At 69.1% G+C, this 13,234-nt stretch carries 11 protein-coding genes and 1 pseudogene; 6 read left to right on the forward strand and 6 right to left on the reverse strand.

Going from position 1 to position 13,234, the window contains the following annotated elements; translation table 11 throughout:
- Positions 1–280: 280 nt before the first annotated feature.
- Entirely contained in the window at positions 281–892 is a 612-nt protein-coding gene (locus tag ACZOOI_RS29755) for a hypothetical protein (RefSeq protein WP_465278723.1), read from the forward strand.
- Between the two features lie 32 nt (positions 893–924).
- Positions 925–3,279, forward strand: coding sequence for a VWD domain-containing protein (locus ACZOOI_RS29760; RefSeq protein ID WP_465278724.1), 2,355 nt, complete (start codon positions 925–927; stop codon positions 3,277–3,279).
- A gap of 156 nt (positions 3,280–3,435) precedes the next feature.
- Here the strand turns inward: ACZOOI_RS29760 and ACZOOI_RS29765 are convergent, their stop codons facing one another.
- A complete protein-coding gene (locus tag ACZOOI_RS29765) occupies positions 3,436–4,719 on the reverse strand; it encodes a hypothetical protein (protein ID WP_465278725.1) in 1,284 nt (427 codons plus the stop codon).
- 316 nt (positions 4,720–5,035) lie between these two features.
- On the opposite strand from ACZOOI_RS29765, the gene ACZOOI_RS29770 reads away from it, so the two are divergent.
- Positions 5,036–5,254, forward strand: coding sequence for a hypothetical protein (locus tag ACZOOI_RS29770; protein WP_465278726.1), 219 nt, complete (start codon positions 5,036–5,038; stop codon positions 5,252–5,254).
- A gap of 861 nt (positions 5,255–6,115) precedes the next feature.
- On the opposite strand, the gene ACZOOI_RS29775 is transcribed toward ACZOOI_RS29770, so the two are convergent.
- Entirely contained in the window at positions 6,116–6,505 is a 390-nt protein-coding gene (locus ACZOOI_RS29775) for a RidA family protein (RefSeq protein ID WP_465278727.1), read from the reverse strand.
- Between the two features lie 71 nt (positions 6,506–6,576).
- On the opposite strand from ACZOOI_RS29775, the gene ACZOOI_RS29780 reads away from it, so the two are divergent.
- Positions 6,577–7,473: a LysR family transcriptional regulator gene (locus ACZOOI_RS29780; protein WP_465278728.1), complete on the forward strand. Its 897-nt coding sequence runs from the start codon at positions 6,577–6,579 to the stop codon at positions 7,471–7,473.
- 90 nt (positions 7,474–7,563) lie between these two features.
- Here ACZOOI_RS29780 and ACZOOI_RS29785 read toward each other — a convergent pair whose 3' ends face one another.
- Positions 7,564–7,848 (reverse strand): YciI family protein, encoded by a 285-nt coding sequence (locus ACZOOI_RS29785; protein WP_465278729.1) that lies wholly within the window; start codon positions 7,846–7,848, stop codon positions 7,564–7,566.
- 97 nt (positions 7,849–7,945) lie between these two features.
- Between ACZOOI_RS29785 and ACZOOI_RS29790 the strand changes: the two genes are divergently transcribed.
- Entirely contained in the window at positions 7,946–8,815 is an 870-nt protein-coding gene (locus ACZOOI_RS29790; RefSeq protein WP_465278730.1) for a LysR family transcriptional regulator, read from the forward strand.
- A 147-nt stretch (positions 8,816–8,962) separates the two neighbouring features.
- Here ACZOOI_RS29790 and ACZOOI_RS29795 read toward each other — a convergent pair whose 3' ends face one another.
- Positions 8,963–9,451, reverse strand: a complete 489-nt coding sequence (locus ACZOOI_RS29795; protein ID WP_465278731.1) for a hypothetical protein — start codon at positions 9,449–9,451, stop codon at positions 8,963–8,965.
- A gap of 301 nt (positions 9,452–9,752) precedes the next feature.
- On the opposite strand from ACZOOI_RS29795, the pseudogene ACZOOI_RS29800 reads away from it, so the two are divergent.
- Positions 9,753–9,921 (forward strand): annotated as a pseudogene (locus ACZOOI_RS29800) (MMPL family transporter); the annotation flags it as partial.
- Between the two features lie 142 nt (positions 9,922–10,063).
- On the opposite strand, the gene ACZOOI_RS29805 reads toward ACZOOI_RS29800, so the two are convergent.
- Both ACZOOI_RS29805 and ACZOOI_RS29810 read right to left on the reverse strand, forming a co-directional pair.
- A complete protein-coding gene (locus tag ACZOOI_RS29805; RefSeq protein ID WP_465278732.1) occupies positions 10,064–10,756 on the reverse strand; it encodes an L-2-amino-thiazoline-4-carboxylic acid hydrolase in 693 nt (230 codons plus the stop codon).
- Between the two features lie 664 nt (positions 10,757–11,420).
- Positions 11,421–13,232, reverse strand: a complete 1,812-nt coding sequence (locus tag ACZOOI_RS29810) for an arabinofuranosyltransferase AftB family protein (RefSeq protein ID WP_465278733.1) — start codon at positions 13,230–13,232, stop codon at positions 11,421–11,423.
- Positions 13,233–13,234: the final 2 nt, after the last annotated feature.

Genomic DNA, 13,234 nt, shown 5'->3' on the forward strand with positions numbered 1-13,234 from the left:
TGGACGGGCAGCCGAACGGCAGCAGGAGGGCTTTCAGGCGGCTGTCGGGGCTGCCTCGGGCTGACGGCGTGAGCGGGCCACGCGGCGGGTCATGAGGGTGGTGAACGCCCACTGGATGTGGGCTTCGGCGTGGGACATGAGGCGTTCGTAGTCCCTCGCGTTGCGCCGGGCCGCATCCCCCGCAAGGACGGCCCCGTCGCAGCCTGGCACAGAGGCCGACGTGGTCTTGTACCCGTTTGAAGTACAGACCCTTGTTGATCATGCTGCGTAGGATGACGAAATGCGCGTCCAGGCCGCAGGCGTACTACTGACCGGACTGCTCCTGCTGAATTGCGGGTGCACCTTTCTATCGGAGCCAGAATCGCGTGCCGACGAGGACGCCGTTCACAGTGATGTCCGGATGACAGTCGCCTCGTCCAAAGCGGAATACACCCGACAGGAACAGATCACGCTTTCCATCGTTCTCACCAATACGGGAAGCACGGACTGCACGGTCAGCCGAGTCTCGGAAGGCACCGTGACGATTGTGTCGTTCCTCCGTGACGGCGTGCCCGTGGCGCCCGCGCTGACGAACGGCAGCTACATCGACGGATTCGCGGCCTTCCTGTCCGCCAACCTCGTTCCGTTGCGTCCCGGCGCCTCGTTGTCCGTGCCGTGGACGAGCGAGGGGGGCACCTCGGCGGAGGACCATCGGGCGCTGAGCACCTCGAGCCTGGACAACCTCGATGAGGCTGCGCTCGCGTTCTGGGCGGTCGACGCACCCGGGAAGTACGAGCTGTCGGCCCGGTACGTCCATCCCCTGCTGCCCGCTGCAACGCCGGCCGGTAATCCCTGTCTTGCCTCGAGTGAAGCGGCCTCGGTCGCGTTCACCGTGACGGGAGGACGACGTTGACGACCGTGCGGCACCGGCTTCGGCGGAGGGCGGTGGTCCCGACCGCCGCCGCACTGGCTTTCACACTTGCAGTCTCGGTCGCGACGCCTGCAGCGGCAGTCGTCGAGGTCGGAGACGGCCTGCACGGCGTCTACGACGGTTGCATCGCCAAGTTCACCGCCGCGGGCAAGCGCGATCTCGTCGACCAACTCGACCGATCGCCGAACAAGTTCAAGTTCGAGAAGGCGCCCGGCACTGTCTCCAACCCCGACTGGTGGAATTCCGAACGCGCCGCCAACGGGCAAGGCACCGGCGGGACGATCAAGTGGAACCCCAACGACACCTCAGCATTCCCTGGTGAAGACCCCGACGTGCGCCACGATACGTGTGCCGATCTCTACCACGAAATGAGCCACCTCGCGGCTTATGACAAGGGAACCAACCGGCGCGACACCTGCCGCTATATGAGTGCAGGAAACGAAGTCGACACCGGCATTACGGTCGCCGAAGTCAAAGCGACCCGTAAGGAGAATGAGTACCGGGCCACTCAAGCGGGTCTCCTTCCGCGCACCAAGTACGGTAGCGGTAAGCCCCTCCCGCCCGAGGGTACTGACTGCCTGGACAAGCCAGACCCACCGCCGTCCCAGGGTGGATGCGGTGCTGGATGCGCGATTGGCACGGGCGACCCGCATCTGACAACGTTCGACGGCCTCTTCTACGACTTCCAATCGGTGGGAGAGTTCGTGCTCACCCGCACGTCCGCCCGCGAGCCGGACATCCGCCACCTGGACATTCAGGGCAGACTGAGCCCGCTACCGGGCCTGAGCACCGTGTCACTTTTTTCGGCGGTGGCCGCCGACGTGGGAGGCGACCGGGTCGGGTTGTACCTGGGGAATTCCGGCCTGGTACTCCGCGTGGACGGCAAGGTCGTCGTAGCGGCCAGCGGCGTGCGCAGCCTGCCGCACGGCGGAGAGATCGAGCAGCGCGGTCCCGACACCGTCGAGATTCGTTGGCCGGACCGATCCGTGCTGCTGGTGGAGGCGGTGGGAACATCGTCGCTGACCGTTTCGATCTACCTCGCGGATGCCCGAAGGGCAGCAGTGGAAGGGCTGTTCGGCAATGACGACGGTCGCACCGACAACGACCTGGTGGTGCACGGCGGCGCCACACTCGGTACGACACCGGCACCCGAGGCCCTGCACTCTACCTACGCGGACAGCTGGCGGGTGACGCAGAGCCAGTCGCTCTTCGACTACAAGCCTGGCGAGACCACCGGCACGTTCACCGACCGTACGTTCCCGCATGAGACTGTCGTGGCCGCCGATCTCCCCAATAGGGCCACAGCCGAGGCGATCTGCCGCAGTACCAACGTCACCGCGGCGCGATCTCTGGAAGCGTGCATTCTCGACGTCGGACTCACCGGCGAGATCGCTTTCGCCGCCGCGGCGGCCGCCACGCAGAAACAACTTGCCGCAGGCACGGCAACAAAACTGTCCGTCAAGCAGCCCGGCGGTGAGGCTGAGCTGACCTTCGAAGGGATGTCGGGCCAGAGGGTCTTCGTGGACGCGCTGTCGTCGAACCTGCCCGATCAATGCGACGTTCTGCATCTGATGGATCCGTCCGGAACACAGGTGGCCAGCGGGTGCATCGTCGACGGCACGGGCTTCGTCGATGCCACCGGCCTGACCGCGAGGGGCCGGTACCGGGTGGTTCTGGCCCCAGCCGACGGCGCTACCGGCCAGGCGGTCGTGCGAGTGATCGCGACCGTCGATCAAGTGGGCGCGATCTCCCCAGGCGGTCCGCCCGTGAGCGCGGGCGTCGGCAGGGCCGGCGGGGAGAGCCGCTTCTCGTTCGCCGGTACCGCAGGGCAGAAATTCTTCGTGGACGTGCCAGAATCCACCCTGCCCGACACCTGCAATGTTTTCAGGCTGCTCGATCCCGCAAACGAGGTCATCGCTCAAGGCTGTGTCGTCCATGGCAACGGCTGGATCGACGCCATCACCCTGCGGGATTCGGGCCACTACACGATTCTTGTTGACCCCGCCGACCGCACCACCGGCGTCTCGCAACTGCGGCTGATCGACGCCACCGACCAAGTTGGAACCATCAGCGCCGACGGCCCCGAAGCCGTCGCGAGCATTGCTCAGGCGGGCGCCGCCAGCCGCTTCCGCTTTTCGGGTACCGCGGGGCAGAGGGTCTTCGTCGACGTACCGGTGTCGACGCTGCCCGACCAGTGCGACGTCCTCAAACTGCTGGGACCCGGTGACGAGGTCCTCGCCAGCGGGTGCGTGACCAACGGAAAGGGCGGCGTTGACGGCACCGTTCTGCCTACCACCGGTAATTTCACGCTCCTCGTCGACCCCGCCGACCGCACCACCGGCACGGCACACCTGCGCCTGCACACCTGACGTCACGGTGATCCCACCCTCGGCCTCAAAGCGCCAGCTCCGTCGCGTGTCGCACCCGTTCCCGCAGCTGGTCGGCGTCGAGGGCGACGGTGGCCGCAACCTCGTCGTCCGTGAGCGCGTCGAGCGCTCCGCTCACCGCGCCTGTCAGTGTTCCGGTCAGCGCCGCCGCGCCCCTGGCGCTCGACCTCCTCCTCCGGCACGCGTCGCACGAGGGAGATCCGGTCGCCGCTGGTGAAGATCAGGGAGTATCAGGATCTTCGGCCCGTACGCCTCGGCGAGGAAGAACGCCATCATGCCGCTGCCGGCCTCGTCGGCCTCGAAGGCGCTGGAGGAGTAGTTGCCGGTGGCCATGTTCGCGGTGTCCTGGAACGTGACGCCGGTCCAGGCGGAGGTGTCCGCCTCACCGACCCAGTCGCGGATCAGCTGCGACGGCACGGACGATCCGTAGACCTGCGTCAACCGCATCAGCACGATGCCGGCGAACTTCGTCTTGGCCAGCGAGTACGACGGCAGCACCATCTGATTGCAGTACGGGTACGCGCCCTGCCGGGTCTGGCACGCGCCGACGTAGTTCACCCCGCCGTAGGACACGCCGTACGTACTCAGCGCCGACGGGGTGATGCCGCTGCCGAACGCGCTGGTGTCGAGGCCGGCGTTCGGGTAGTCGGTGCTCAGCGCGCTGATCGATTTGGTCGGGATGCGGCCGGCGACCTCGGCGGCGTACGCGTTCTTCAGGTCGGTGGCACCGGTCACGGTGTGCCGGGAGTAGGTCGCGCCGACCTGGCCCCACATGTCGAACTGGAAGTACTCGCACGTCTCGTGCGCGACCTGGTAGCGGACCCGGGAAATCTTGTGGCCGTCGAAGAGGAAGGTCAGCAGGCCGTTGTGCACACAGTTGGCGTTGCGCCCGACCAGCGCGAAGGGCAGCGAGACGCGGGTGCGGCCGCCGTCGCCGTTCTCGTTCCAGGCGCGGCCGCCCTCGACGATCAGGTTCCAGTACGCGCTCCCGGTGATCTGCAGGCCGCGGACGGCGGGGATGACGTGACTGCCGTTCTGCACGAGGTCGATGCTCACCGGCGGCAGGTGCTTGAGCGCGGCGGTGGCCACGTACTTGTAGGGGTCCCTGAGGGTGCTGAAGCCGCCTGCGGTGGCCACGCCCTTGAGCGTCAGGGTGCCCTCGAAGGTGTGCGTCGGGGCGGCGGCCGCCGCAGGCAGCGCGAAGGCGTCGCCGGCGACGGTGCCGGTGGCCGCGCCGCGGGTCAGGTCGGCGGCGGTCAGCACCGACCTGGTCACGGCGCCACTGCCGGTGAGCGAATCACCGGGCACGGCGGTCCCGGCGTACGCGGGTCTCGCCGCCAGCGGCGAGAACGGCACGAGGGCCAGGGTCAGCACGAGGAGGGTCAATATGGCCCAACAGCGCCGGGTGTACAAGAGGGACACGGTGAACTCCTGGGGAACGCGAAGGGGTGGTGCCCGAATTCTGGAGACGCGCGGTCCTGCCGTCGAAGACCAATCGGGGTTCGATGGCATGCCTCGAAGGCATCGACGGGGGTCAGAGGTCATTGGCGAGCGACGATCTCGATGCCCGCCGACGTCGAGCGGGCGTGCGTGGCGCACGTGCGCGAACTGGGCCTGATCTACGCGGCGCTGGACTTCGTCGTCACCGGGAACGGCTGGACTCGACTGGCGCACGACCCCTCGCGGGCACTGCCACCGCGCACCGCTCGCCGGGCCCCCCGCCATCGCCCGCGCATGCGTGGCACACGTCCGCGACCTGGGACTCGTCTACGCCGCACTCGACTTCGTCGTCACCCCGCAGGGCTGGGCATACCTGGAGACCAACCCCAACGGCGAATTCGGATTGGTCCAAGCCCTCACCGACCAGCCCATCGCTCAGGCGATCGCCGGCCTGCTCATCCACGGCCGCGCCGGAGCAAACGACACCGATACCCGGCCCCCACACGCCAGGATGTGAGTCATGAACCCGCTGCTCGCCGCCGCGATCGACACCCTCGACCTCGCCGACACCCCCGAAGCGCTGACCGAACACCACACCCTCGTCCGGCTTCTTGCGCTTCGGGTCCGAGTCCAGGGTGAGCTGGTCGTACGCCTCGGCCACCGGCCGGGTGTGCGTTGCGGTCGTCCCCGATGCGGCCCGCCGGGGCCTTGGCCCTTCGGCTCGACGGGCGTGCGCCGAATCGGGTTCACGGCCACCCGGCCCCGGCCGACGAGATCCCATCTGCGACCGGCCGCCGGTGCCCCCGCGTTCGAGCTCGGACGTCTTCAGGGAGCGCGTGCGTCACCTCCCGTGGGTAAACGGGCGTCGGCTCATCGGTGGTATCCACGCGAGCCATACGGGGCGCAGTTCCCCGGCGCGGTATTCGGACGAGCGCGTGCCGCGTCCCGTCCTGCCGACCAAGCCGGTCACACGTGTGGCCGCCCGATTCGGAGCACCCCCGCACGCCCGGCCTCCGACGAGATCACCGACTCCGTGCCGCGCCGCGCGTACCCGGATGAACGCGGAAGAGAACCAGGCCCCTGCGCGACCGCCCGAGACACCGGCACCTACGTTCGCGGTCCACGGCCGGTACAGGCCAATGCTCGTGGACAGCGCGGGAGAACCCGCCCCCGACCGAACCCGCGGTCGAGGGCCGTTCGTCGGGAGCCGGCGTTCGACACCGCCGCGTACGTTCCGAAGAAATGTTCCGCGAAGAATTCGTGGTGGATCAGCTGCCCTCGGACCGCCTGTTCCTGCCCTATCGGCCCACGCCGCCGCCCAGTGCCACGGCCTCGACCCGGCTTTCGATCCGCGCGACCGAGTGCGCCAGGCCGCCCGCTACGCGGTCGCCCGCCGGGCGTACACCTCGATCTCGATCCTCATCCGAGGATCGGCAAGACCACAGATCAACATCGTGGCGGCCGGCCGTATCCGGCCGAAGCAGCGGCGCAGCACCGGCCAACACGGCTCGAAGTCCGCCCGATCGGGCAGCAGGTATCGCACCCGCACCACGTCGGCGAAGCCGCACCCCGCCTCGGCCAGCGCGGACTCGATGTTGCGCAGGCACTGCCGTGCCTGCTCCACCACGTCGTCGGAGATCGTCATGGTGGTGTAGTCGAAGCCGGTCGTCCCGGATACGTGCACCCAGTCGCCGTCGACCACCGCACGGGCATAGCCGATCTGTTCCTCGAACGTGGAGCCGCCGAGGATTGCACGTCGCTCTGTCATGCGCCGAAGCTAAATGGCCGTGATCGATACGTCCAATACTTCTTCCATTGCCGTCTGATATCTCTGCACGTATGGAACGCCCTGAACTTCCCCTGCCGCAGTTGCACGCCTTCGTCGTGCTCGCCGAGGAACTGCACTTCGGCCGTGCCGCCGCCCGCCTGGGCATCGCGCAGCCCCCGCTGAGTCAGCAGATCCGCCGCCTGGAGGACAAGGTCGGCCACGCGTTGTTCGGCCGTGAGCGGGGACACGTGACGTTGACCCCGGCGGGCCGGGAACTCCTGCCCGCGGCACGCCGAATCCTGACCGACCTCGCGGACGGTCTGGCGGCCGCGCGGGCCGTCGGCAGCGGCCGGGCCGGCCATCTGCGCATCGGCTTCGCCGCCTCCCTCGCCCTGACCATCCTGCCGGGCGTGCTGCGCACCTTCCATGAGCGGTTCCCCGACGTACATCTGCGCATCCGGGAGATGACCACCACGCCGCAACTCGCCGCACTCCACGACCGGAGCATCGACATCGGTCTGGTGCGCGAACCGCCCGCCGACGACGAACCGCGGCTCGGTTTCAGGACCGTCGTGACCGAGCCCTTCGTGGCGGTGCTGCCCTCCACCCACGTCCTCGCGACCCAACGGACGATTCGTGTCGCGCAGTTGGCGGACTCGCCCTTCGTACTCCTGCCGCGCCACGTCGGCCCGGGACTGTACGATCGGATCATCGGCCTGTGCACCACGGCGGGCTTCACCCCACGGGTGGTCCAGCACGCGGTGGAATGGCAGACCGTCTGCGCCCTGGTGGAAGCCGGCTTCGGAGTGTCCCTCGCCCCGGCGAGTATCCGACGCATCCGCCTCGAGGGCGTCACCTTCCGCGGCATCGATCCCGGCGCCGCCCGCACCCGAGTCGCCGTCGCCTGGCGCACGGACGACCGCAGTCCCCTGATCGGCAACCTTCTGCAGGCCATCCACCAGGAGTAGACCAGTACGCCGACACCTGCGGACGACCCCGGCATGCGAGCGCCCCCGCAACGCGGCGAAGAACGTCGAAGGCGCGTGTCGTGGAGGTGGCTACGAAACGTGGGGGAAATCGGCGCCGGGGCGGACGGTGGGGTGGAAGCGGAGGATTTCGGCGGTGGCGGCGCCGGTGACGACGAACGGGTCGGAGGCGACGGCGGCCTCGATGGCGGCGGGCTCGCCCTCGGCGATGATCACCCCGCCCGTGCGGGGTTCCAACGGCCCGGCGTAGCGCACCATGCCCTTGGCGAACACGCCGTCCGGGTTGGTGTAGTGCGCATCCTTGAGCGTGTCGCTGGTCGTCAGCGGGGCTTGGTAGCGCAACACGATCACGTACATGGAGCCAGCAAAGACCAGGGCGACCGGAATGCGCCAAGACCTGTTCGCGTCCACGCCATAGGCTGGCACCTATACGTACTGGTCGAAGGAACGTGGCGTGGACGATCTCTCCGATGTGGAGTTACGGCAGCTGCGCTATTTCGCCGCGGTCGCCGAGGCGGGCACCGTCACCGAGGCGGCTCGGCGGTTGCGGATCGCCCAGCCAAGCCTCAGTCAGCAGATCCGGCGACTGGAACGGCGTATCGGCGTCCCGCTGTTCCGACGCACGCCTCAGGGCATGGAACCCACCGATGCCGGGAATCTGCTGCTGAACGGCGTCAACCGGGCCCTGGACGAACTGCGCTCCTCGATCGCGGCGGCACGTGATGTCCGGCCGACGGCGACCGTCGGGGTGTGCCACGGAGTGCCCCGATCCGTCCTGACCCGGGTCGAGGGGGCGATGACGCGGAGACGACCACTGCTTCTCGACTACCGGCAGGTCGATTCGCAGTCCCAGGGCGACCTGCTGCGTGGCGGGACGCTGGCGTTCGGGATTCTCCGTACCCCCGTCGACCCATCGGGTCTCGTACTGCACCCCGTGGACGACGAGCCGCTCGGCGTCGTGCTGCACCGACGCCACCCCCTCGCGCAGTGCGCGGAACTGACGTGGTCGGACCTGTCCGGTCAGCGCCTGCTCTGGTTCCCGACCGAGCGTGCGCCCGGCTACGCGGCGGCCGTCCTCGCGCGTCTTCGCGAGCACGGTTGGACTCCTGAGACCGTGACCGAGGCACACGGCGGCCACACCCTCTACCGACACCGCCTCATCGGCCATGACGACCTGATCGCCCTGCGCACCCGCGCCGGCTCCACCGACGACCCGGACCTCGTCAGGCGCCCTGGGGGTCCGAACCCGCCCCGCGAACGCTTGGCACTGGCCGCAGCAGCCCACACACCCTGGGCCGAGCAACTGACCGACATCCCAGCCTGACACCCCGCGTTCCCAGACGCCTTGCCGCCGACCACCTACGCAGCCCAGAGGGCCCCGCGACACCGAGGGCGGCGACGCGGTTTTGGTGACGCTCCTTCAGCCAAGCACGGGAAGTGATTCAGAACCAGTTTTCGGAGAGCGTCGGCATCAGCCGACCTTGACGCGCCACGGCTCGTCCCGGCTGCACTGGACGTGCACGAGCCCTGCGGTGATCGCGAAACGGGTACGGCCGGGCAGCCGGCCGCGGCCCCGGACGGCGGCGTGGTCGAGCGCGGTTCGACCCTCGCCGAGCGCGTTCACCTCGGCGAATCCCAGGTACCGCCACGAGCCGACACGCAGCCTGGCGTTCGCGTCGGGGCCGGTATAGCGCACGATCTCGCTACCCACGCCGGTGATCGTGCGATCGAAGGTCCTTGCGGCGGCGAGCGGTTCGACCCGCACCTCCCACACGCCCGCGTGCCGAAAGACCACGAAGTCGGGATGCTCGCCCGTGCCGAGCAGGCCGACCACGATCGGGTCACGGCCGGAGACGAGCGTCGACCAGCGGTAGCCGTCGAGGCCCAGGCCCTCGATCGCGCCGCCGAGCCCGTCGAGGCTACGAGCCGACAGCAGCGCGGGCGGCCCCGAGTAGCGCACTACGTCGTGGCCGTTGCCAGTCGACGTCGCTGTTCTCGGCGATCACTGCGAAGGTCTTCCGCTACGCGGGAGTATGGCCGGGACCGGATTCAGCGCACCCCAACCCGCCGCCGTTGTCATGCGGATCCCCGGTGTGCACGTGTGGGGCAAAACCCAGGCGATCACGAACAGAGCACGGCCGCCCAGGTCGAGCACTAGATTGGGCTACCGTCGTCCTCGACCACGAACGCGACGAACTCCCACACCACGACAGGCGCCCCGCCCTCGCCGGCGCACTCGAGGGCTTGGACGCCTCCGGCGCCCGATGTTCCTCCTCGCGATCCTGTTCGGCCTGCCGATGGACTACGAGGTGGTTCCTCCTCTCCCGCGTACGCGAGGAGTACCTGCCCACCGGCGACAACGGCACGGCGATCGTCGAGGGCGTCTCGAACACCGCCCGGATCATCACCTCGGCCGCCCTCGTCATGGTGGAGCGCCGGCCTCGTCGACGACGACCTGTGGGCGTCGAGGGTGTGCACGCTCGCGCCGGTGAGGCTTGCCGGCGCGAGCGGCCCGTCGACCGTTCCGTCCCCCGAGGTGACGGTCGTCGGGTGCGGCGAAGTCGTCGCTTCGTCAGTCGCACGACGATTCGGGCGGGTCGGTGCGATGGAAGTGGAACGCGCAGTGGGGATCGCCGTGGCCGATGGTGCCGGCACGATCGAAGCGCAGACCGTGCCGTGCCGGGTCTATGGCCCGAATCCAGTTGAGATCGAAGGCGCACATCGCGGGCGTCAACTCCGGAGCCGAGTTGGCGACCAGCACGTCGTGGTAGAAGCAGCGGTGGATGTCGAGGAAGTAGCGTCGGTCGTCGTCCGCCGGTCGCACGAAGGCGAACGTCCGCCCGAAGGATTCCTCCTCGCGGGACTTCGACATCGCGACCATGGCCGCGAACGGGTCGGGTGCGGCGTCGAGCATCGCCGCGGTGGCCGCCTCGGTGAGTGCGCCGAGCGGTTCGACGATCGCGTCCCGGACCACGGCGACGGCCTCGTCGCGAGCCAGATGCGGCAGCAGGACGCGGTACGCCGCCACCAGCGCGAGGGTGATCCGAAGGTTGTGTCGCGACGGCTCGTCGTCGATCAGGTGCGCGTTGACGGCCTCGAGGTCGTGGTGCAGCGCGATCACGTCGGCGGCGAGTCGGTCCGGCAGCGCCCGCTCGCGGACCGCGTTCGCGATGTGCGCGACGAAGGCGTCCAGCAGTAGCGCGGTGTCGCGCTCGGCGTCCGGCGTGTACCCGCCGTCGTCGAACACGGGGTGGTCGGTGGTCATCGTGGTCCTTCCGAGACAGGCTCGGATCCGAGACACGAACGCGCACCGCCGAGGCGGAGTCGCGTCGAACTCGCATGCCGAGCGAGCCCGACAGCACACTCCACCGACCGACCCGGCGCTGACGAACTTCGTGATGTGGATGGCGTATTGCCACAAGCAGCTTACCCGCTGCGCGCCCGACCGCGCCCGACCCGGCAAGCGATGCGCAGGACCGCCTCGTCTACTCCATGCATCCGACAGGGCCGCTGTCGAACCGGTCGAGGGCAAAACGAAGACGGAACGGGCGGACCTTCGCGGAATGGGCCGCGCGGCGACCGCCCCGTCCCCGGTCGAGTCCGCCGGATCGACCGAGATCGCGGTGGGGTGATCGTATGTTCGGGGGAGATGTAATCGGGCGGTTGCCCGACCCGATCGGGGTTGTGGTGTGTGGGGGAGGGCGCAAGCCGATCCGGTCGTGATCGGGGGTACCGCCTGCTGCGGCATCTCGGCTTGGGGGGTGATGGGTCGGGTTCATCCCCTGGTTGCAGGTAGTTCCGGGTGCGTTCGAGGCGAGTGATCTCGGAGAGCGACCGCGAGGAGACACCGTCGATCACGGGCCTTGGAGCCTGCTTCCTGGGCGCCGGCGGGTTCGCCGGCGCGGGAACTCCGTCCGAAGGTCGGGGTGTCAGTGGCGGCAGAATTTGCGTTCCGCCGCCCTGGGGTCGGGCGGGATGGTCAGCGCGGCGCGGTCGAAGGAGCCGGTGAGATTGCGCAGGAAGCGGCCCGGGGTCATCGTGTCCGTGGTCGAGTGCAGCAACTCCTTGAGGTCGCCGCAGTCCAGCGCCGCCCGGGCGGCGTGAATGTCCTCCTGGGCCGCCATGTTCGGCGGGACCAGCGACCACGCGGCGGGATCGACGTACAGGGCGATGTTCCAGGCCAGGGGGAGCAGCTTCTCGTGTCCGGCGGCGACGTGCTCGGTGCGTTCGATGTGCGCGCCGACGGTGTTGGCCAGACCCCATACGTCGACCACGATCCCGCGCAACGGGGTGACCGCACCGCCGACGCCGAGCCGGCCCATCACCAGAGCCTCGGTGGCGCGCACGTCCGAGCGCAGCGGCAGCAGCGGCGGGCCGCCGGGGATGGTGAGATAGTTGCCGTCCAGTACCAGGACCCGCCGACCCTGCGCGTCGAGGCGGAACAGTTCCGCGTGCAACCCCGGAAGGGTCTCGCTGTGCGCGTATGACGTGGTCGGATTGGTGGTCTTGGTCCAATTCACGTAGACCATGCGCTCGTTCCAGGTCTGATACACCCCCGGGCGCGGCCCGTCGGTGGTGGTGAGCCCCGACCGCAGCGAGACACCGCACCACACCGCCCAGACCGAGACGAGTACGAGCAGGGCCACCACCCGTCGATCGATGGGCACGAGCAGTGCCGGCAGCAGAATCAGCAGCAGCACCGGCAACCACATGCGCCCGTGCATGAAGTCGCCGCCGACGCGCAGTACGTAGAGCGCCTGGGCGAGCGCGGCCACCACCGGCGCGGTACCGAGGACGACGGTGCGCCGTTGGCGCGGCCGGCGCCGCAGCAGGAGCAGCACCACCGCGGCCAGGATCGACAGGGCGGGCATCCACAGGTGGTACGGACGGTCGAAGTCGACGAGGTAGTCCCAGCCTCGTCCCCACAGTTGCCGGGTCGCGCTCTTGGTGACCGCGGGCATCGGATAGGGCAGTCCGTAGTAGCCCATGCGGAAGACCTGGTACCCCAACGGGAGTGCGCCGGCAGCCGCACACATCCCCACGACCGCACGCCGGCCCGGCCGGGACACCAGGACCAGGGCGATCAGGAACACGATCGAGGTCGCCGCCAGCTCCGGGCGGATCAGGAAGCCGAGCCCGAACACCCCCGCCACGCACGGCAGTCGCCGGATCGACCCGGGCGACGAGTCCCTGACAAGCAACCACCACGACAGGCCGATCCAGCCGACGAGCAGCCCGGTTTCCAAGCCCGACGTGGCGAAGTCCCAGACCGGGGGCAGCGCGACCAGGACGAGCGCGCCGGCCGGCACGAGCACCCTGTCGGTCTCGGCGCGCAACAGTCGGCGGGTGCCGGCCAGGGCGAGCCACAACCCGGCCACCGACACCACCAGCCCGGCGTAGACGGCAGTGCGCGCCGGATCGCCGGGCGTCAGCGCGTCGAGCAGGGCCAGCAGCCACTGCCACAGGGTGCCCGTGGACGTCTCCACCCGCTCGCCGGGGCTGTACACGGGGCCGTTGCCGGCCAGGATCTGCCGGGCCGCGCGCACGTAGATCAACCCGTCGTCGGTGATCCACCGGCGATGCCAACCCATGACGGCCAGCACCAGCACGGGAACGGCGATGGCGACACGATCGAGGATGCGGCGCCGGCCGGCCGGGCCTGGGGCCGGTGTCGATTCCGTCGGTGCGGCGGAATCGGGGAGTGCGTCGGGCGCGAGTGCGGGCGCGGTGGTGCCGGTCATGT

The organism is Embleya sp. L77 (assembly GCF_055557415.1).

Coding starts and splice junctions, on each gene's coding strand:
- ACZOOI_RS29755 (WP_465278723.1), top strand. CDS start 281: ATGCGCGTCCAGGCCGCAGGCGTACTACTGACCGGACTGCTCCTGCTG.
- ACZOOI_RS29775 (WP_465278727.1), bottom strand. CDS start 6,505: ATGACAGAGCGACGTGCAATCCTCGGCGGCTCCACGTTCGAGGAACAG.
- ACZOOI_RS29780 (WP_465278728.1), top strand. CDS start 6,577: ATGGAACGCCCTGAACTTCCCCTGCCGCAGTTGCACGCCTTCGTCGTG.
- ACZOOI_RS29785 (WP_465278729.1), bottom strand. CDS start 7,848: ATGTACGTGATCGTGTTGCGCTACCAAGCCCCGCTGACGACCAGCGAC.
- ACZOOI_RS29805 (WP_465278732.1), bottom strand. CDS start 10,756: ATGACCACCGACCACCCCGTGTTCGACGACGGCGGGTACACGCCGGAC.
- ACZOOI_RS29810 (WP_465278733.1), bottom strand. CDS start 13,232: ATGACCGGCACCACCGCGCCCGCACTCGCGCCCGACGCACTCCCCGAT.